This window comes from Pseudomonas sp. FW215-R2 (genome assembly GCF_058789255.1).
Window position 1 is genome coordinate 59,739 of sequence record NZ_JBYTBO010000017.1, and the last position, 18,967, is coordinate 78,705.

An 18,967-nucleotide genomic window follows, 5' to 3' on the forward strand; every position below is an offset into this window, starting at 1 on the left:
GCCAGGGGACACTCAGAGCGTCGAGAGGAAGGTGCTGTTATTGGCCTGCCATTCGGTGATGTCGAGGCGGATGCGCTTCTTGTCGAGCTTGCCGACACTGGTCTTGGGAATTTCAGTAACAAGGGCGATCTGACTCGGAATCGCCCACTTGCTCAGGTGCCCCAGTTCCACGAACGGCTTGAGGTGTTCCTTGAGCTCACGGGCCCCGATGGCGTGCCCTTCGCGGATCACCAGCAAGGCAAACGGGCGCTCGCCCCACTGCGGATCGGCGATGCCCACCACTGCTACTTCACGTACCGCGACGTGGCGACTGATCAGGTCTTCGAGGTCCAGCGAGGAAATCCATTCTCCACCGGTCTTGATCACGTCCTTGATCCGGTCGCGGATGTCGATCACACCCATGCTGTCGAGCGTGGCGACGTCCCCGGTGTGCAGCCAGCCGCCGGCCCACAGCTCGGCGCCCTTCTGCGGTTCGTTGAAATAGCCTTCGGTCAGCCACGGTGCGCGCAGCACCAGTTCGCCCTGGGTTTCGCCATCGGCCGGCAGGACGTTGCCGTCGCCGTCGACGATGGCCGCTTCGACCAACGGCCCCGGCACGCCGGCCTTGATCCGGTAGGTGGTGCGTTCGTCTTCGGTGCCCGCCATCAGCTCGTCGTTCAGATGCGCGCACGAGACCAATGGCCCGGTTTCCGACATGCCGTAGGCGGCCGTCAGTTGAATGCCCTTGCTCTTGGCCGTTTCGTACAGCGTGCGATTGAGCGCGCTGCCGCCGATGACGATTTTCCAGCCGCCGAAATCAGTGCCTTGCGCGCCTTTGGCGTTGAGCAGCATTTGCAGGATGGTCGGCACGCAATGGGAGAAGGTGACCTTCTCCTTGCGCCACAACTCGACGAGGAATTCCGGGTCGTAACGCCCCGGGTAAACCTGCTTGAGCCCGAGCATGGTCGCCACGTAAGGCAGGCCCCAGGCATGCACATGGAACATCGGGGTGATCGGCATGTACACGTCGTTGGTGCCCAACAGCCGCACGCTGTCGATGGCGCCCATGATGGTCGACACGCCCATGGTGTGCAGCACCAGTTGCCGATGGGTGAAGTACACGCCTTTCGGATTGCCGGTGGTGCCCGTGGTGTAGAACGTGGTGGCGACCGAGTTTTCGTCGAAGTCCTGGAAGTCGTACTGCGGGCTCGCGGCCGCCAGCAACTGTTCGTACTCGCCGACCAGATTCGGCAGATCCGCGGTTTTTTCCGGCAGATCGGTCAGCAGCAGGGTTTTCTCCACCGTCGTCAGGTGCGGCGCGATGGCCTGGTACAGCCCGACGAACTCGCTGTTGACCAGCACAAAGCGGTCCTCGGCGTGATTCATGGTGTAGAGAATCTGTTCCGGCGACAGGCGCACGTTGATGGTGTGGATCACCGCGCCGATCATCGGAATGGCAAACATGCACTCCAGGTAGCGATGGCTGTCCCAGTCCATCACCGCCACGGTATCGCCGGCCTTCACGCCGGCCGCCGTCAGTACGTTGGCCAGTCGCGCGACGCGTTCGATCAGCGTCGGGTAGCTGTAGCGCAACTGGTCACGGTAGATGATCTCGCGGGTTTTCTCGTAACGGGCGCCCGACATCAGCAGCCGTTTAATCAGCAGTGGATACTGGTAGGCCCCTTCGGCGGGCGGAATAACGCGAGTCTGCAACATAAGAATCCCTTTTCTGACTGCACGGTGTTGGCGTTGGAGTTTTGTACTCTAGAACCCTTATACGCCAGCCAAATCAGCCAAAGGAATGATTTGCAGAGCCGTACAAATGCTAGCTTTGCGCCAGCATTTGCCGGTATTCGTCACCGATCAGGCCGTTTGCCCTACCGCCGCTTCGGAAGGTGTGCGTGGGAAAACCACCGCCGCAAGGAAGGTCAAAGCGCCAAAACCGGCCAGAATCAGGTAAAGCCCCACAAAACCATGGCGCGGTTCGACATAGGCAATCAGCGGAATCGCCGTCGCACTGGCACCGAACGATAAACAGTAACGCAAGGCAAATACCCGCGACTGCCATTGCGGCGCGACGAAGTTGGCGACCATCGAATCGTTCACCGTCACCTGGCCGAACACCACGAACATGAACGCCGCCCCGACGGCGATCACCGCCCAGCCCTCGACATAAGCCAGCGCGAACAGTAACGGCGCCTGACACAACGTCAGCGCGATAAACGGCCACTTCAGGCTGACGCGGTGCAACACCCGACCGATGCTCAACTGCGCAATCGCACCGAAGGCGTAAGCCAGGCTGACCACCACACCAAGGGTTTGCGGTGAGGCGAACAGGTCATGCAACCGCTCCTGGAACAGTTTCGGATAGGTCATGGTGGTGGCGTTGAACACCACCCCGCCGGTGGCCGTGGCCAGCGCCAGCACACCAAACACCATGACCATCGAAATACGCTGGCCGCCGGCGCCCTTGAGCGCGGTGTGCGGGCGCTTGGGAACCGGCTCCTCGCGCACCTGCAAGGCAAAACCGATCCCCAGCACGATCGCCACGGCACCCGGTAACAGAAATGCCGAGCGCCAGCCGAACTGCGCCACCAACAGCCCGGTGACCAGCGCCGAGAACGCCACGCCGAGGTTGCCCCACATGCCGTTGATACCGATCTCGCGCCCGCGATTCTGCGCGTAGGCCACCAGCATCGCCGTGCCGACCGGGTGATAGATCGCGGCAAAAATGCCGATCAGGGTCAGGCCGAGCACCAGCATCGTCGGGCTGTTACTGAGGCCAGTGAAGATTGCCGAGGCACCGATGCCAAAGAAAAACACCAGCATCATCCGCCGCCGGCTCCAGTGATCGCCCAGCCAGCCAGCCGGTAGCGAACATGCGCCGAACGCGATGAAGCCACCCAGCGACAAGCCGATCAACGCGGCGTAGTCGAGGGCGAAGGCCTGGGTCATACCAAGCACGGCGGCAGGGAAAATCAGCATGAACATGTGATCGATCACATGGGCTGCGTTGATGTAGCGAATGACGTTTCTGGACTGGTTCATGACGGCACGCTTTACGTTGTAGTGAGCGCTCATGCTAAGTTGGCCGGAAAGCGCATTCCTGCCAACCAAGTCATCGAATCCGACATGTTGATCAGCCATTTCGAACACGGACCGGTCAGTGCCTATCCCCGGGACTATCTGGACGGCTCGCACCAGCCGCTGCACCTGCACCGCGAGGCGCAATTGCTCTATGCCGTGAACGGGGTGATGCGCGTGGTCACGGCGCAAGGTGCCTGGGTGCTTCCACCGAGTCGTGCGGTGTGGATTCCGCCGGAAGTCGCCCACGAGATTTTCATGTCCGGCGATGTGCAGATGCGTTCATTGTTCATCGCACCCGAGCTGTCGCCGGCCAGCCTGCAACACTGTTGCGTGCTGGCAGTGACGCCGTTGCTGCGCGAACTGATCCTGCGCGCGGTGCAGGGCCCGCCCCACGCCGACAACCCGCTGATCCAGCAATTGATGCTGGAAGAACTGGCCGGCCTCGAAAACCTGCCGCTGCACATCCCGATGCCCGGCGACCGACGCCTGCAAAGCATTTGCCTGGCGCTACTGCGCGCACCAGATCATCCTAATACCCTGGAGGACTGGGCGCAGCAGGTCGGCGCCAGCTCGCGCACGTTGGCGCGGCTGTTCCAGCAACAACTGAAGATGAATTTCAACGCCTGGCGCCAGCAACTGCGCCTGATGGAAGCCCTGCCCCGCCTGCTCGCCGGGGACAGCGTGCAGAGCGTGGCCCGGGACCTGGGTTACGGCAGCGCGCGGGCGTTCAGCGCGATGTTTCGCCGTTTGCTCGGGGACAATCCCCGGGAGTACCTCAACGCCCTGAATCAGCTCAGCTCGATCAATGCATCTCGGTGAACGCGAGTTTCACGCCGATGGCGATCAGCACGGCACCCATGGTGCGGTCGAACCAGTGGCCCATGCGGGCGAAACCGGCGCGCACGCGCTGTTGGCTGAACAACATCGCCACCAGGCAGAACCAGGTGGCGGTCGCGGCAGCCAGGTAAAGCCCGTAACCGGCCTGTACCGCCAGCGGCGTGTGCGGGTTGATCACCACGGTGAACAGCGACAGGAAGAACAGCGTGGCTTTCGGGTTCAGTCCATTGGTCACGAAACCTGAGGTGAAGGCGCCACGGGCGGTGCGTTCACCAGCCTCCTTGTGCAAATCGTCGGTCACGGCCGGTGCCGGTTGCGCGCGCAAGGCCTTGAAGCCGATGTACAGCAGGTAAGCGGCGGCGGCCCATTTCAGGGCGTTGAACAACACGATCGATTGGGAAACGATCAGCCCGATGCCCAGCAGCGAATAACCAACGTGCAGGAAAATCGCCGTGCCCACGCCCAGTGCCGTCCAGGTACCGGCGCGACGACCGTGGGTCACGCTCTCGCGCACCACCACGGCAAAGTCCGGGCCGGGGCTGGCGACGGCCAGCAGGTGGATCAGTGCAACGGTCAAGAACTCGGTCCAGTACATGGGGGCTCCTTTCGGCCAAGCGTAACGTTTTGTTTCATCTGGTAGGCTCGGCAGATTACGCCTTCCCTTCAAAGCACAACAGGTACAGTTGATGACGAACGCCCACCGCGCCGTATTCCTCGATCACCCTTCCCTGGATCTGGGCGACCTTGACCTCGAGCCGTTGCGCGCCTGCTTCAGCGACCTGCAACTGTTCGCCCAGACACTGCCTGCGCAGGTTGCCGAACGCCTGCAAGGCGCAACCGTGGCCATCAGCAACAAGATCCTGATCGATGCCGCCGCCATGGCTGCCAACCCTCAACTGAAACTGATCCTGATCACGGCCACCGGCACCAACAACGTCGATCTGGCCGCTGCTCGCGCCCAAGGCATCACCGTGTGCAACTGCCAGGGTTACGGCACACCGTCGGTGGCGCAACACACGATCATGCTGTTGCTCAACCTCGCCACGCGCCTGGCCGATTATCAAAAAGCCGTCGGTGAAGGACGCTGGCAACAGGCGAAACAGTTCTGCCTGCTGGACTATCCGATCGTCGAACTGGAGGGAAAAACCCTGGGCCTGCTCGGGCATGGCGAACTCGGCGGCGCGGTCGCGCGTCTGGCCGAAGCCTTCGGCATGCGCGTCCTGCTCGGACAGATTCCGGGGCGCCCGGCCCGGCCGGATCGCCTGCCGCTGGAAGAACTGCTGCCACAGATCGACGCCCTCACCCTGCACTGCCCGCTCAATGAACACACCCGGCACTTCATCGGTGCCCGCGAACTGGCGTCCATGAAACCCGGTGCCTTCGTGGTCAACACCGCCCGTGGTGGTCTGATCGACGAACAAGCCCTGGCCGATGCCTTGCGCAGCGGTCATCTGGGCGGCGCGGCCACCGATGTGCTCAGCGTCGAACCACCGACTAATGGCAATCCACTGCTGGCTGCCGACATCCCGCGCCTGATCGTCACCCCGCACAACGCTTGGGGCAGCCGCGAAGCCCGGCAGCGGATCGTGGGACAATTGGTCGAAAACACCCAGGCGTTCTTCAGCGGTAAGGCGCTGCGGGTCGTCAGTTGATAAACTGCGGCACTTTTTTTCACAGGAGCAGTTATGGATCCGCGCAGTGAAGTACTGCTTCGTCAGGTCGAGTTATTCCAGGGTTCGCTGTTGTTGGCCGGTCTGCCCGCCGACGATCTGCTCGGGCGCCTGCCCAACGCCTTTGGCTGGTGCTGGCATGCCGGCGATCAGGCGGCGCTCGATGCGCGCTTTGAAGGCCGCAGCCATTTCGGCGTCAACGTGCCGGAGCGCGAGTTCGACAGCGCGGTGGTATTCCTGCCCAAGTCCAAGGATTTGACCGATTACATCCTCAATGCCGTGGCTTCACGCCTGGCCGGGCGCGAAGTGTTTCTGGTCGGGGAAAAGCGCAGCGGCATCGAAGGCGCGTCCAAGCAGCTCAACCCGTTCGGCAAGCCGCGCAAGCTCGACAGCGCGCGTCATTGCCAGTTGTGGCAAGTGACTGTGGCCAACGCTCCAGAAGCCAAATCCCTGGAAAGCCTGGCGCAGACTTATGAGCTGCCACTGGCCGAAGGCCCGCTGAAAGTCATCAGCCTGCCGGGCGTCTTCAGCCATGGCCGACTGGATCGCGGCAGCGCCCTGCTGCTGGAGCATCTGGACAAACTGCCGAGCGGTCATCTGCTGGACTTCGGTTGCGGTGCCGGTGTGCTTGGCGCGGCGGTCAAACGTCGCTACCCGCACAATCAGGTCACTCTGCTGGACGTTGACGCCTTCGCTGCCGCCAGCAGTCGCCTGACACTGGCAGCCAACGGTCTGGAAGCCGACGTGTTGACCGGCGACGGAATCGACGCCGCACCGATGGGATTGAACGCAATTCTGAGCAACCCGCCGTTCCATGTCGGCGTACATACCGACTATTTCGCCACGGAAAACTTGCTGCGAAAAGCAGCCAAACATCTGAAAAACGGCGGCGAACTGCGCCTGGTAGCGAACAGCTTCCTGAAGTACCAGCCGCTGATCGAAGAGCATCTGGGCGTGTGTGCGATCAAGGCCGAAGGCAATGGTTTCCGGATTTACCGGGCCAAGCGCGGCTGAAAATTAGCACTTGCCGAATGGATTCTGCCTAGGCAGAATCCGCTCCGTCCTAGGGGAGTAGTCTCCCACGAGCGCCATGCTCGTCCGGCATACGTCAACATACTTGATCCTCAGATCATGGCGTATGCGACCCAAGCGTCCGCAGCAGACGGATCGCAGGGTTTGACAAGACCTATGACACGCACACCTTACCCGGGGCGGGAAGGCTGTACGTGTCATAGCCGTGTCGACCCGCCCCTTAGGAAATCCTGATGCTGGACTCGTTACTCGTTCCCACCGCAATCGTTGCCTTGGCCGAAATCGGCGACAAGACGCAACTGCTCGCGCTGATTCTCGCCGCTCGCTTTCGCAAACCCTGGCCGATCATTGCCGGTATCGTCGCTGCGACCCTGGCCAACCACGCGGCAGCCGGTGCGGTAGGCGCCTGGTTCGGCAGCTTCTTCTCCGATGCGGTCCTGCACTGGATTCTCGCCGCGAGCTTCACCGCCACCGCCCTGTGGACGCTGGTGCCGGACAAGATGGACGACGATGAAGCCAGCACCGCACGCAAGTTCGGGCCATTCCTGACCACCCTGATCGCGTTCTTCCTCGCGGAAATCGGCGACAAAACCCAGATCGCCACCGTGATGCTGGCCGCGCAATACCCGGAACTGTGGCTGGTGATCATCGGCACCACGCTCGGCATGTTGATTGCCAACGTACCGGTGGTTCTGGCGGGTAACTTTGCCGCAGACAAATTGCCATTGACCCTGATCCGTCGCCTCGCGGCTTCGGCGTTCATGATTCTGGCAATCGTCGCGGTGTACAAGGCGATGCAGAGCAGCGGCTGGGTCTGATCCGGCAGATCGCTCCCACACTCAGTGCGGGAGCGATCATTGCTTCAGGACTTTGGCGCTTTTTCGTAAAGCGGCATGACCTTCGGAATGGCCGCCTGCAACGAGGCGATCCGGCTGGAGGATGCCGGGTGAGTGCTCATGAACTCTGGCGGCGCGCCTTCGGACGCCTTGCTCATCTTGTTCCACAAGGTGATCGCGGCGTTCGGGTTGTAACCGGCGCGAGCGGCCAGTTCCAGGCCGATCAGGTCGGCTTCGTTTTCGTTGGCACGGCTGTTGGGCAGCGTCATCCCGTAGTTGGCCACGGTGTCGGCCAGCGCCAGGCTGTCCTGACCCAGACCGAGCAACGCACCGGCGCCCTGCTTGGCCATCTCGATGCCATAGGCCTTGGACATTGCTTCACGACCGTGCTCGCGCAGGGCGTGGGCGATTTCATGACCCATGACCGCGGCGATTTCATCGTCGGTCAGTTTCAGGCTGTCGATCAGCCCGGTGTAGAAAATGATCTTGCCGCCAGGGCCGCAGTTGGCGTTGAGCTCGTCACTCTTGATCAGGTTCACTTCCCACTGCCACTGCGCGGCATCCGGACGGAAGTTCGGCGCCTGAGCGATCAAGCGGTTGGCAATCGCCTGAACCCGTTTGGCTTCGTTGCTGGTCTTGTCCAGCACACCTTTGCTGGACGCTTCGCCAACGGTCTTCTGATAGGACTGGGCATACATCTGGTCGACCTCTTGCGAGGACAGCATGCTGAACATGTACTGCTTGCGCTCCACGCCCACGGCACCGCCGCTGGTGGTGTTGACCGACTGACAACCGGCCAGCAACAGCGCCGCGCTCAGTGCACTTACAACCAAAGTCTTGTTCATTCAAAAGCTCCCTGAAAACATGCCGCGTATCCTAGGCGGGTAATTGTATCGACGCCAGATACAACAGACGTGATGCACCTGTTTTCAGAAGACACTCCTCAGCCCTGTAGGAAAAAATTCACATCCACCGACAAGCCCTCTGCAACTGCGTCGCGCACTGATCCATTTGCGACATCCACCGTCAATTGCGCGCACTTCGCCTCATGGCGCAATAGTGGCTGCCGATACAGCAGCGCAGATGTCCTCTTGCGTGCGGAGCTTCCATGAAATTCAAGTCGATCCAGTTTTCCGTGGCGGCCCTGGCCGGCGCCATCGTTCTCAGCGTGGTGGCTGCGTTGGTGCTGTATGCGCTGTTTTCCGGCGCCCGCACCCAGGAGATGGTTCAACAACGGACCCAGGCCCAGTTCGAGCAAGTCATCGAACAACGCCTGACCTCGCTGGCACAGACCCAGGTCAGCCAGATCCAGCGCGAGCTGGAAGCGCCGCTGCTGATTGCCGGTGGACTGGTGCGGGTCAACGCCCTGCTCGGCACGCCCGGCGCCGATGGTCAGCCACGACTGACCGTCAGCCGCGAGCAACTGATCAGCCTGATCAAGGAAAACGTCGAGAAGAACCCGAAGATTCTCGGCACCTACATCGGCTGGGAAAAGAACGCACTGGACCACAATGACGCGGCTTACGTCGGCACCAGCGTGGTCGGCATCGACGCCGCCAACGGGCGCTTCCTGCCGTGGTGGTTCCGCAACGAAGACGGCACCCTCGGCCTGGACAAACTGGTGGACGTCGACGACCAGAAAGTCCTGTCCACCGGCGTGCGCGCCAGCGAGTACTACCTGTGCTCGAAAGAAACCAGGAAATCCTGCGTGATCGATCCGGCGCCCTACAAGGTCGGCGACAAGATCGTCATGCTCGCGTCCTTCATTGAACCGATCATGCTCAACGGCGCGTTCCAGGGCATCGTCGGCGCCGACCTGTCGGTGAACTTCATTCAGGAAATGCTCCTGGGCGCGAACCAGAAACTGTACAGCGGCGCCGGGCAAATGGCCCTGATCGGCGGCAACGGCCGGATCGTCGCCTACACCAAGGACCCGAGCAAATTCGGCGAGAAGGTCAGCGACATCCTCGACGCCCAACAGATTGCCAACATGGCCAATCTCAAGCGCGGCGAAGTGACCTACACCGTCAATAAGGAGTCGGGCCGGATCGAGTTGTACCTGCCGTTCGGCATCGGCCAGACCGACGCACGCTGGACGCTGATGCTGCAACTGCCGCTCAACGCAGTGATGGCCGACCTGCAGAAACTCCAGGGTGACCTCGACGCCCAGCGCAAATCCGACACCTTCGGCATGGCCATGGTCGGCCTGATCATTGCCGGCCTCGGTTTGCTGGTGATCTGGCTGGTGGGCCACGGCATCGCCCGACCGCTGAAGCAAATGGTGACCATGCTCGATGACATCGCCCAGGGCGAAGGCGACCTGACCCGTCGCTTGAGCAGTGATCGCAAAGACGAACTCGGCTCAATCGCCAAAGGCTTCAACACCTTCCTCGCGAAGCTGCAGGCGATGATCACGCAGGTGGTGTCGTCGGTGCAGAGTGTCAGCGATTCCTCGGAGCACACGGCGGACATTGCGATCCGCACCAATATCGGCATACAGAAGCAGATGGCCGAGATTGATCAGGTCGCCACCGCCGTGCAGGAAATGACCGCCACCGCCCAGGACGTGGCGCGCAACGCGACCCAGGCGGCGCAAGCCGCCAGCCATGCCGATCAGGCCGCCAGCCAAGGCATGCAGATCGTGCGCGACACGTCGAATTCGATTGGCGTGCTGGCTGTGGAAATCAGCAAGGCGGTGGACGTGGTGCAGACGCTGGCCAAGGACAGCGAAAACATCAATGCGATCCTCATCGCCATTCGCGGGATCGCCGAGCAGACCAACCTGCTGGCCCTCAACGCGGCCATCGAGGCCGCCCGTGCCGGTGAGCAGGGGCGCGGGTTTGCCGTGGTGGCCGACGAGGTGCGCAACCTGGCGCAGAAGACCCAGAAGGCCACCGAAGAAATCCAGAGCATGATCCAGCAACTGCAACAAGGCACCCGCGACGTGGTGCGGGTCATGGAAGACAGCCAGAACCGCACCGACGAAAGCGTGCAGCACGCGGCCAAGGCAGCCGAAGCGCTGGAGACCATCACCCAGGCGGTGTCGGTGATCAACGACATGAACACCCAGATCGCCAGCGCCGCCGAGGAACAGAGCGCGGTGGCCGACGACATCAACCGCAACGTGATCAACATCGGTCAGGTGGCGAATGAAGTGGCGGGGGGCGCGGACGAGTCGAGTTCGGCGAGTGCGGACCTGACCAAACTGGCGGAGCAGCAGCGGCGGTTGATCAATCAGTTCAAGGTCTGATCAATCAGGCCGGAGTCAAACACTCCGGCCCGTTGAGCTTCGGATCATTGACCATGTTCGCCAGCACCCGCTCGCGCAAGGCGGCGGGTTCACTGGCGAGCAGGCCTTGCAGGACATGCAGCGGCGTCTCGGGATCGAGCCATGCCGCCTGCCCCGCCTCATCGAGAATCAACGGCCGGCGCTGACTGGCTGCTGGCTGTGTAATCACCGCCGTACTCAGCCACACCTGTTCCTGCACTGGATACGCCTCCCAGATCGCCGCAAAAAACAACGAAGACCCCTCCCCCGGCGTCAGCCAGTACGGGCGTTTGCGCGTGGTGCCGCGCCATTCGTAGAAACCGTTGGCCGGCAGCAGGCAACGGCGCAGGCGCAGGGCTTCGCGGAACATCGGTTGTTCGGCGACGGTTTCGGCCCGGGCATGGGCCGGCGTACGCGACAGATCGGTCAGCCACGGAGGCGTCAGCCCCCAACGGGCGCGGGCCAGCGTGCGCTGGCCATCGGCTTCGGCACGCAGCATCAATACCGAATCGTTGGGGGAAATGTTCCACTGCGCCAACTGATCGGCGGGAAAACCTGGCAGTGCCGCGAAGTCGCGGTTCCAGCGAAACAGGGCATAACGTCCACACATGGGGCAGCACGACTCAAGAATAAAACGAACGCCAGCCTAACAGACCAGCGTACCGGGGAAGCTCTCCGGTTCATCGCCGGGCAGCGGCAGCGCGGCATTGTACGCGCTGATCAGTTCGCGGGCGTATTCGGCCTGATCGTTCTCGACCGACAGCCCGAGCAGGCCAAAGATCGGCAGCTCGCCCGTGCCACCGAGCAAATCGCGCCCGACCAGATGCGCCTCGATGCCTTCGCTGGCGAGCATGCCCTTGAGCATCTCGCCCTCCATCAGGTTTTCCGGCTCGTAGATTCGCTGCATGGGCGCACCTCACTCGTTTTCGCTGAAGACTTCCAGAAACCAGTCCTGACCATCGACCTGCAGGACAAAGGTGATCGGCCGGCAACACACCTGACAGTCTTCGATATAGGTCTGATCGCCCCCCGACAGATCCACGGACGTCTCGACCTCTTCACCACAATACGGACATTCATATACTGCGCTTTCCAGCATCGCGGTCTCCCGGGTGACTTGTGCGTATAATCGCCGGTCTATTTGCAGGGCTATTTTTGTCTGGCTACTTTTTCAGACCGTGCCCCGTTGGTTTTCGATCAAAACCTTTACTTACCCTAGCCGTTTCCAACAAGAGAGCATGATGGGCGAATTCGATGCCATCCGACCTTACGACGACAGCGAAGTACCTGCGGTACTGGCAAGACTGCTCGGCGACAAGGCGTTTCTAGATATCCTCACCCACTTCCGCTTCCCGCGTTTCGCCGGTGCCTTCGGCTGGATGCTCAAACCACTTATAGCCCATCGGCTGCGTCGTGAGTTCGCCGACGTGACGTCGGTGGCTACTTTGCAGGACAAGGTCGAGTTCTATGTCGACCACACCATCGAGCGTGCCACCGATGGCGTGACCTACACCGGTGTCGAGCAATTCAAGTCCGGCAGCGCTTATCTGTTCATCGCCAACCACCGCGACATCGTGATGGACCCGGCTTTCGTCAACTATGCGGTGTACCACGCAGGCCTGCCGACCCCGCGCATCGCGATTGGCGACAACCTGCTGCAAAAACCGTTCGTCAGCGACCTGATGCGCTTGAACAAGAGCTTCATCGTTCACCGTTCGATCACCGGGCGCCGCGAGAAAATGGCGGCGTACCAACTGCTGTCGGCCTACATCAACCACTCGATCCGCAACGATTGCGCCTCGATCTGGATCGCCCAGGCCGAAGGCCGCGCGAAGGACGGCGACGACCGTACCGAGTCGGCGATCCTCAAGATGTTCCACATGAGCCGCAAGGACGAGCCGTTCAGCGAGGTTATCCAGTCGCTGAACCTGACCCCAGTGTCGATCAGCTACGAATACGATCCGTGCGACCAGGCCAAGGCCCGCGAGCTGTACATCCGCGCCACCACCGGCACCTACAGCAAGGCGCCGGGCGAGGATGACGTGAGCATCGCCAAGGGCATCACCGGCTACAAGGGCCGGGTGCACGTGAACTTTGCCGCGCCGATCACCGAGCTGTTCGAAGACACCAAGCAATTGGCAGTCGAGATGGACAAGCAGATTCTCGGCGGTTACCGGTTGTTCCCGGTGCATTACCTGGCGTACGCGCAGTGGGCGGATGCTGATCCGCAACTGAATGTGCCGAAGGCTGCCGAGGTGTTCGGTGCCGAGGAGCTGGCCAAGGCTCAGGAAGAATGGCAGAACCGGTTGGACACCTGCCCTGAGGAGCACCGTCCATATCTGGTGCTGCAATACGCGACGCCGGTGCGCAATCAGTACCGGGTCAAGGCTGGTTTGCCGCTGTAAGCGGTTTCGGCCGGATACAAAAACGGCGCCTTCGGGCGCCGTTTTTCGTTCAGTAGCGGGTACTGATCCAGGACACCAGCAACGCCAGGCCCAGACAGGCAAAGCCGAAGCGGTAGAAGAAGCGATTCATGCGCAGGGTCGCCCAATCCAGCACTGGCTCCTGATCGGGCCGGCTTTGACGCTGGGCCGCGATACTGGCCATCGCTCGTTGTTCACGGCGACGGGTCGCGTGCAGCAGCCAACTGCCCGGGAAAGCCAACAGCAGGGCCAGCAGGTTGATCAGTTTGGCGGGATGGGCGGTAAACAGCGTCATCAAGTGCAGCGACATCACAGACCTCAATCTAAACCGGAATGGCGAACGCCAGACCGACGACCGCGGCGCGGATTCTACCGAAACCCTCCCCCGCAGCCCTACCCTTTACGACAAATAACGCAGCAATCGACCGATGGCTGTCCTGTGTCACGGCATCGTCATTTGTTTCGGCCACCCTGCGCGCCTCGAAACGTAAACGGAATGCGACATGCTTCACGCTGAAAACCAGGATCGCCTGTACCTCATCTCCCCGTCCGACGAACAACAGACCCTCGTCGGCAGCCTGGCCTTCAATGTTCAGGACCGTCACTGGCTGGTGTATTGCGCCCTCGGCGGGCACCAGCATGCGGACTTGCCCGAGACTGATTTGCTGACTGGGGTCAGCGTTCTCGACTTCTATTCGCAAGCCGCTTGAACGAAAAAGCTTTAAATCAAAAGCACCCTCACCCTAGCCCTCTCCCGGAGGGAGAGGGGACCGACCGAGGTGAATATTTGAGCTACACCGACCTGAACTATCGAGTCGAACTCAAAATTTGAGTAGCCCCAATCTGCTCCCTTTCCCCCTCGCCCCCCTTGGGGGAGAGGGCTGGGGTGAGGGGGAGGCGATAGTTCAAACGACACAAATTCCAATCCTGACACCCACAAAAAAGCCCGAATCCATCACTGGCCCCGGGCTTTTTCACATCTGGCGAACGCCTTATTCAGCGAGGATCTGACCCACGGTCGGATCCTTGAACAGACGGGTCAGCGCATCGCTCAGCACATCGCTGACCAGTTTGGTGTTGGTTTCCTGATTCGGCGCCATGCCGAAACGCTGGTCCAGCGACGCGCCGTAACGGCCGCTGTAGCGACGGTTGCCGCTCTGCACGTCGGAACGGAAGGTCGCGCCGATGGTGGCCTCGGTCACGTACATGCCTTCTTTCGGCGACTGGTACTTCAGTTCAGTCAGGGTCACGGTCAGTTGTGGAGCATTCATCGCACCGTTTGACGGGGTGAAGCCCAGCAGACGCACGGCCGCTTCGGCCTGAGCCTGCAACTTCGGCAGGATCTGTTCGCGCTGCACAGTGATGGCGCTGGTTTCCGGGTACAGGCCACCGCGGGTGCCCAGGGTTGGCGACGGACGACCGTCAACCACGCGGACCACGACAGGCTGGCCGTGGCCGACCGGTGCCAGCTGAGTGGTCAGCTTCGGTTCCGGGCTCAGTTGTTGCGGGCTGTGGGCGCAGCCAACCAGGGTCAAACTGGTCACAGTGATCAAACCGAACAACAGGCGTTGCAACATGCTCTTCTCTCCAGAATCAGGCACAGACAGGCCCGCAGTATAGCGGTGGGCCACAGCGGGTCACCAGCACTGAAATCTCTGACAAACCCCGGTGCACGTGGTTCCTGTCACAGATTGTTCACCGCCCTTACATGTTCGCTTCACGGTCTTTTGACAATCTTCGTCACAGATCTCCAGAAGGAACACACACCATGCGCTATCTGATCTCGTTGTTCGCTCCACGTCCGCTGCACCGCAGCTTCGCCCTGCTCGACCACAACGGCCATTGCCAGGCTTTCAAACAGTGCAGCCTGCAGCCAATGGGTGACGGTTGGGTCGAAATCGAGGAAATCCGCCTCAACTGGTTGCACCAGCCTCTGCCTGCCAGCGCCCGGGTCGAACAGCACCGCCCTCGCGCACGCGCCCAGGCGATGTTGAGCATCTGACCGGATGCCTAATAAAAGTCATTAAACTCGACCAACTCCCCGCATTTCTTCGATACAATCTCCCCCCGATTATAAGGACGTCTCCTGATCGGGCCCCGCAACAGCGTCAATGCGCTTGCATTGGCATCAAAATCGCCCACAGAGAGCCGCCCACACAGATCGAGTGAAGCTGGCGTGCTTGCTGTTTCCCTGGCAAATCCCCGCTTTTCGCGAATCTGCAGAGCTGTCATGACGCTCGGTCACTGAGTTGTTTGCCCGTTTTGCCTGCCCATGTATCGCGTGGCGGCAATCCTTCCGGGCACGGTGCCAGGCCCGGACAGCCCTTTTTTGAGGTTCACGTCTTCAAAAGAGCGTGAAAAAAACGGGTTTTCACAACTTCACAAGAGTGTGGCGAGCAAATGAATAGTTTTGCGTCTGAACATGCACCATTAGCGTCTGAAACAGCCCAACGACACAGGAACGGGTACGCCTCGAATACCGGAGCCTGAAGCCTGTCCGCTACGGATTTGGTTGCACAAACGGATGTCTCGACCATAAGTCGAATTGCCAGCCCCGTGCTGAAATGAGTTCATGTGACTCTTGAAGCCAGGCCGCACGCATCCGTCGAAGTTGCGAAAAATTGCGAAGATTCGGACATGGCAAACCTGGCCATGGGTTCCTGGGGCGCAACTGACCTGCCCCGGACACCTGGCAGCCATGCCGACAATTTGGTGCTGCAGATTTTGGAGACGCGTTAAATGGCGCATAACGAAGCAGTCGACGTAGTTCTGGTTGGGGCCGGCATCATGAGTGCCACCCTTGCAGTCCTGCTCAAAGAGCTCGACCCGGCGATCAAGCTGGAAGTCGTCGAGCTGATGGATTCCGGTGCCGCGGAAAGTTCCAACCCGTGGAACAACGCCGGTACCGGCCACGCCGGCCTGTGCGAGCTGAACTACACGCCGCAGGCTGCCGACGGCACCGTCGACATCAAGAAAGCCGTGCACATCAACACCCAGTTCGAGGTGTCGAAGCAGTTCTGGTCGTACCTGACCAGGAAAGGCACGTTCGGCTCGTGCAAATCCTTCATCAGCCCGGTGCCGCACCTGAGCTACGTCGAAGGCGAAAAAGGCGTTTCATTCCTCAAGGAACGCTTCAACGTGCTGCACAAGCACCACGCCTTCGCCGACATGGAATACACCGAAGACAAGGCGAAGATGGCCGAGTGGATGCCATTGATGATGCCGGGGCGTCCGCAAGACCAGGTGCTCGCCGCCACCCGCGTGATCAACGGCACCGACGTCAACTTCGGCGCGCTGACCAATCAGTTGCTCAAGCACCTGACCAGCGCTCCGGATGCCCAGGTCAAATACTGCAAACGCGTGACCGGTCTGAAGCGTAACGCCAATGGCTGGACCGTCAGCATCAAGGACGTCAACAGCGGCAGCAGCCGCGAAGTCGACGCCAAATTCGTGTTCCTTGGCGCCGGTGGCGCGGCCCTGCCGCTGCTGCAAGCCTCGGGCATCGAAGAAAGCAAAGGCTTCGGTGGCTTCCCGATCAGCGGCCAGTGGCTGCGTTGCGACAACCCGGAAGTGGTCAAGCTTCACCAGGCCAAGGTCTACAGCCAGGCTGCGGTAGGTTCGCCACCGATGTCGGTGCCGCACCTGGACACCCGCGTGGTCGATGGCAAGAAGTCCCTGCTGTTCGGGCCATACGCCGGTTTCACCACCAAGTTCCTCAAGCACGGCTCCTTCATGGACCTGCCGCTGTCGGTTCGCGCCGGCAACATCGGCCCGATGCTGGCCGTGGCCAAGAACAACATGGACCTGACCAAGTACCTGGTCAGCGAAGTGATGCAGTCGATGGAACAGCGTCTGGAATCCCTGCGTCGTTTCTACCCCGAGGCGAAAGCCGAAGACTGGCGCCTGGAAGTGGCCGGCCAACGGGTGCAGATCATCAAGAAAGACCCGAAAAAAGGCGGCATCCTGCAGTTCGGTACCGAACTGGTGGCCGCGAAGGACGGCTCCCTCGCCGCCCTGCTCGGCGCTTCGCCAGGTGCTTCGGTGACCGTTTCGATCATGCTGGAACTGATCGAGAAATGCTTCCCGGCCAAGGCCAAGGGTGAGTGGGCTGCCAAACTGGCGGAAATCTTCCCGGCCCGTGAAAAGGTCCTGGAAACCGACGCTGCGCTGTATCGCAAGATCAACGCGCACAACAACGTCGCGCTGGAACTGGTTGCAGCCAGTAACGAGACCGAAAGCTACGCCTGATTCGGCTCCATGAAAAACGCCCCGCACTCAGTGAGTGCGGGGCGTTTTTTTATGCCTCGGAAAAACCGCGAGCGATCAGCCGCGGGCCTTCTCGATCAGCTCGATGTATTCCGGTGCGTTGCGTTGATCGCGGATCTGGTCGACGAAGGTCTTGCCGTGCTCGTCTTTACCGTCCACGTCATAACCGGCTGCAACGAAGAACGTCAGGAAGCGCTCGAAATCGTCGATGCGCAGGCCACGGTAGGCCTTGACCAGTTTGTGCAGCGACGGCGAGGTGGCGTCGACCGGCTCAAAATCGAGGAACAGCTTGATCTGCTCATCGCCGATCTCGTCACCAATCACTTGCTTCTTATCTTTACGCATTGCCGACTCCAGCTCGCAGACATTTCACGGGGCGGGCAGTTTACCCCCGCCCGGGCACAGGGCTCAACGCGCACGCGTGCTGCCGGTGTGCAGATCGGCCCAGATGTGGCCGTTGGCGTAGGTCAGGAACTGGCAGTACACCGTTTCGTTGCGCAACAGATCGATCACCACCCGGTACTGGGCCAACGGATAGAAGAGCGTCAGGGTCTTGCTCTTGTCGTCATACACCGGTTTTTTCAGGCTTTTGCTTTCGCCGTCAAAACTGACCAGTACCTGGTTGATCGTCGCGCCCTTGTTCAGCGACTTGCCCTTGAGGCGGATCATCAACGGCGACGTGACCGGAATCGGCTGCTGATTGGACTGGCGCTGGGCGCCGACCACCACGGAATAGTCGGTGACCTGCAACAGTTGCTGCTGCTCGGGTTCGGCATCGCGCAGGGTCAGGTCGTCGGGCGGCAGGAATTGGCTGTGCATCGGGGCGGCGGCCAGGGGCAGGCTGAGGGTCAGCAACAGGGCGGCGCAGCTGCGGATCAAGAGGCTCATGACAGGCTCCGGAGGGCGGGGCCGAGCACTCTAGCATGGGGTGCATGGGGTTCAGAAAAACAAAAGATCGCAGCCTTGGGCTGCGATCTTTCAGGGGGTTCTTACATGCCTTTGACGGCGAAGATCCCGTTGGCGTTGCGCCAGTAGCCTTTGTAGTCCATGCCGTAACCGAAGATGTAACGGTCGACGCACGGCAGGCCGACGAAATCGGCTTTCAGGTCAGGACGGGCCTTGCGGTCGTGGTCCTTGTCGATCAGCACGGCGGTGTGCACTTTGCGCGCGCCAGCATGTTTGCAGAAGTCGATGATCGCGCCCAGGGTGTGACCTTCGTCGAGGATGTCGTCGATGATCAGCACGTCGCGGTCGATGAACGAGACTTCCGGCTTGGCTTTCCAGAACAGGTCGCCGCCGCTGGTTTCGTTGCGATAGCGGGTGGCGTGCAGGTAGGACGCTTCCAGCGGGAACTGCAGATGGGTCAGCAGCTTGCCGGAGAAAATCAGCCCGCCGTTCATCACACAGAACACCACCGGGTTGCTCTCGGCCAGTTGTTCGTTGATTTGTGCACCGACGCGGGCAATGGCAGCCTCGACTTCAGCTTCGGTGTACAGGCAGTCAGCCTCTCGCATGATTTGACGGATATGCTCGAGATCAGCGGACATGGCGCTCTCCAAGGGGGGTCTG

Annotated in this window: 21 protein-coding genes and 1 riboswitch; of the genes, 9 read left to right on the forward strand and 12 right to left on the reverse strand. The window is 61.0% G+C overall.

The features are described 5' to 3' along the window. Positions 1-12: 12 nt before the first annotated feature. Positions 13-1,695, reverse strand: a complete 1,683-nt coding sequence (locus AC3WRD_RS21955) for a fatty acid--CoA ligase (protein ID WP_102621236.1) — start codon at positions 1,693-1,695, stop codon at positions 13-15. Between the two features lie 147 nt (positions 1,696-1,842). Then, positions 1,843-3,027 (reverse strand): MFS transporter, encoded by a 1,185-nt coding sequence (locus tag AC3WRD_RS21960; RefSeq protein ID WP_102621255.1) that lies wholly within the window; start codon positions 3,025-3,027, stop codon positions 1,843-1,845. Between the two features lie 84 nt (positions 3,028-3,111). Between AC3WRD_RS21960 and AC3WRD_RS21965 the strand changes: the two genes are divergently transcribed. Continuing rightward, the gene (locus tag AC3WRD_RS21965; protein WP_102621256.1) at positions 3,112-3,885 is read left to right on the forward strand and encodes an AraC family transcriptional regulator; all 774 of its coding nucleotides are present in this window, start codon (positions 3,112-3,114) and stop codon (positions 3,883-3,885) included. On the opposite strand, the gene AC3WRD_RS21970 is transcribed toward AC3WRD_RS21965, so the two are convergent. Further along, on the reverse strand, positions 3,869-4,498 hold the full coding sequence (locus AC3WRD_RS21970) for a LysE family translocator (protein WP_096822784.1): 630 nt from the start codon (positions 4,496-4,498) through the stop codon (positions 3,869-3,871). The two genes, AC3WRD_RS21965 and AC3WRD_RS21970, sit on opposite strands and share 17 nt — an antisense overlap. Positions 4,499-4,589: 91 nt before the next feature. On the opposite strand from AC3WRD_RS21970, the gene AC3WRD_RS21975 reads away from it, so the two are divergent. From AC3WRD_RS21975 to AC3WRD_RS21985, 3 genes are all read left to right on the forward strand, one after another. Then, complete coding sequence (locus AC3WRD_RS21975; protein ID WP_102621235.1) at positions 4,590-5,555, forward strand: 2-hydroxyacid dehydrogenase; 966 nt, start codon at positions 4,590-4,592, stop codon at positions 5,553-5,555. 33 nt (positions 5,556-5,588) lie between these two features. Next, complete coding sequence (locus AC3WRD_RS21980; RefSeq protein WP_096822782.1) at positions 5,589-6,587, forward strand: methyltransferase; 999 nt, start codon at positions 5,589-5,591, stop codon at positions 6,585-6,587. A 39-nt stretch (positions 6,588-6,626) separates the two neighbouring features. Beyond that, positions 6,627-6,751: riboswitch (yybP-ykoY riboswitch) on the forward strand. Between the two features lie 87 nt (positions 6,752-6,838). Continuing rightward, a complete protein-coding gene (locus AC3WRD_RS21985) occupies positions 6,839-7,423 on the forward strand; it encodes a TMEM165/GDT1 family protein (RefSeq protein ID WP_096822781.1) in 585 nt (194 codons plus the stop codon). 44 nt (positions 7,424-7,467) lie between these two features. Here the strand turns inward: AC3WRD_RS21985 and AC3WRD_RS21990 are convergent, their stop codons facing one another. Then, the gene (locus AC3WRD_RS21990; RefSeq protein ID WP_096822780.1) at positions 7,468-8,286 is read right to left on the reverse strand and encodes a M48 family metallopeptidase; all 819 of its coding nucleotides are present in this window, start codon (positions 8,284-8,286) and stop codon (positions 7,468-7,470) included. 263 nt (positions 8,287-8,549) lie between these two features. On the opposite strand from AC3WRD_RS21990, the gene AC3WRD_RS21995 reads away from it, so the two are divergent. Beyond that, the gene (locus AC3WRD_RS21995) at positions 8,550-10,691 is read left to right on the forward strand and encodes a methyl-accepting chemotaxis protein (RefSeq protein ID WP_102621234.1); all 2,142 of its coding nucleotides are present in this window, start codon (positions 8,550-8,552) and stop codon (positions 10,689-10,691) included. Positions 10,692-10,695: 4 nt separating this feature from the next. Here AC3WRD_RS21995 and AC3WRD_RS22000 read toward each other — a convergent pair whose 3' ends face one another. The 3 genes from AC3WRD_RS22000 to AC3WRD_RS22010 are packed head-to-tail and all read right to left on the reverse strand — an operon-like array spanning position 10,696 to position 11,808. Next, complete coding sequence (locus AC3WRD_RS22000; RefSeq protein ID WP_096822778.1) at positions 10,696-11,319, reverse strand: SOS response-associated peptidase; 624 nt, start codon at positions 11,317-11,319, stop codon at positions 10,696-10,698. Positions 11,320-11,355: 36 nt separating this feature from the next. After that, on the reverse strand, positions 11,356-11,616 hold the full coding sequence (locus tag AC3WRD_RS22005) for a putative signal transducing protein (protein WP_085709319.1): 261 nt from the start codon (positions 11,614-11,616) through the stop codon (positions 11,356-11,358). A gap of 9 nt (positions 11,617-11,625) precedes the next feature. Further along, on the reverse strand, positions 11,626-11,808 hold the full coding sequence (locus AC3WRD_RS22010; RefSeq protein WP_096822777.1) for a CPXCG motif-containing cysteine-rich protein: 183 nt from the start codon (positions 11,806-11,808) through the stop codon (positions 11,626-11,628). A 142-nt stretch (positions 11,809-11,950) separates the two neighbouring features. Here AC3WRD_RS22010 and AC3WRD_RS22015 point away from each other — a divergent pair, with 142 nt between their 5' ends. Then, positions 11,951-13,114 (forward strand): 1-acyl-sn-glycerol-3-phosphate acyltransferase, encoded by a 1,164-nt coding sequence (locus AC3WRD_RS22015; protein WP_173861361.1) that lies wholly within the window; start codon positions 11,951-11,953, stop codon positions 13,112-13,114. A gap of 49 nt (positions 13,115-13,163) precedes the next feature. Here AC3WRD_RS22015 and AC3WRD_RS22020 read toward each other — a convergent pair whose 3' ends face one another. After that, positions 13,164-13,442: a hypothetical protein gene (locus tag AC3WRD_RS22020; RefSeq protein ID WP_096822775.1), complete on the reverse strand. Its 279-nt coding sequence runs from the start codon at positions 13,440-13,442 to the stop codon at positions 13,164-13,166. A gap of 193 nt (positions 13,443-13,635) precedes the next feature. On the opposite strand from AC3WRD_RS22020, the gene AC3WRD_RS22025 reads away from it, so the two are divergent. Further along, the gene (locus tag AC3WRD_RS22025) at positions 13,636-13,842 is read left to right on the forward strand and encodes a hypothetical protein (protein WP_039766399.1); all 207 of its coding nucleotides are present in this window, start codon (positions 13,636-13,638) and stop codon (positions 13,840-13,842) included. Between the two features lie 282 nt (positions 13,843-14,124). Here AC3WRD_RS22025 and AC3WRD_RS22030 read toward each other — a convergent pair whose 3' ends face one another. Further along, positions 14,125-14,709 carry a YajG family lipoprotein gene (locus tag AC3WRD_RS22030; RefSeq protein WP_096822774.1) on the reverse strand — a complete coding sequence of 195 codons (585 nt, stop codon included), beginning with the start codon at positions 14,707-14,709 and terminating at the stop codon, positions 14,125-14,127. 191 nt (positions 14,710-14,900) lie between these two features. Here AC3WRD_RS22030 and AC3WRD_RS22035 point away from each other — a divergent pair, with 191 nt between their 5' ends. Together AC3WRD_RS22035 and mqo are read left to right on the forward strand one after the other, a co-directional pair. Continuing rightward, positions 14,901-15,134, forward strand: coding sequence for a hypothetical protein (locus AC3WRD_RS22035; protein ID WP_085733640.1), 234 nt, complete (start codon positions 14,901-14,903; stop codon positions 15,132-15,134). A gap of 737 nt (positions 15,135-15,871) precedes the next feature. After that, positions 15,872-17,380 carry a malate dehydrogenase (quinone) gene (gene mqo / locus AC3WRD_RS22040; protein WP_102621232.1) on the forward strand — a complete coding sequence of 503 codons (1,509 nt, stop codon included), beginning with the start codon at positions 15,872-15,874 and terminating at the stop codon, positions 17,378-17,380. 75 nt (positions 17,381-17,455) lie between these two features. On the opposite strand, the gene AC3WRD_RS22045 is transcribed toward mqo, so the two are convergent. From AC3WRD_RS22045 to AC3WRD_RS22055, 3 genes are all read right to left on the reverse strand, one after another. After that, a complete protein-coding gene (locus tag AC3WRD_RS22045) occupies positions 17,456-17,743 on the reverse strand; it encodes a PA4642 family protein (protein ID WP_007951679.1) in 288 nt (95 codons plus the stop codon). A 63-nt stretch (positions 17,744-17,806) separates the two neighbouring features. Then, positions 17,807-18,286 carry a hypothetical protein gene (locus AC3WRD_RS22050; protein ID WP_102621231.1) on the reverse strand — a complete coding sequence of 160 codons (480 nt, stop codon included), beginning with the start codon at positions 18,284-18,286 and terminating at the stop codon, positions 17,807-17,809. A 101-nt stretch (positions 18,287-18,387) separates the two neighbouring features. After that, positions 18,388-18,945, reverse strand: coding sequence for a hypoxanthine-guanine phosphoribosyltransferase (locus AC3WRD_RS22055; protein WP_096822770.1), 558 nt, complete (start codon positions 18,943-18,945; stop codon positions 18,388-18,390). Between the last annotated feature and the right edge of the window lie 22 nt (positions 18,946-18,967).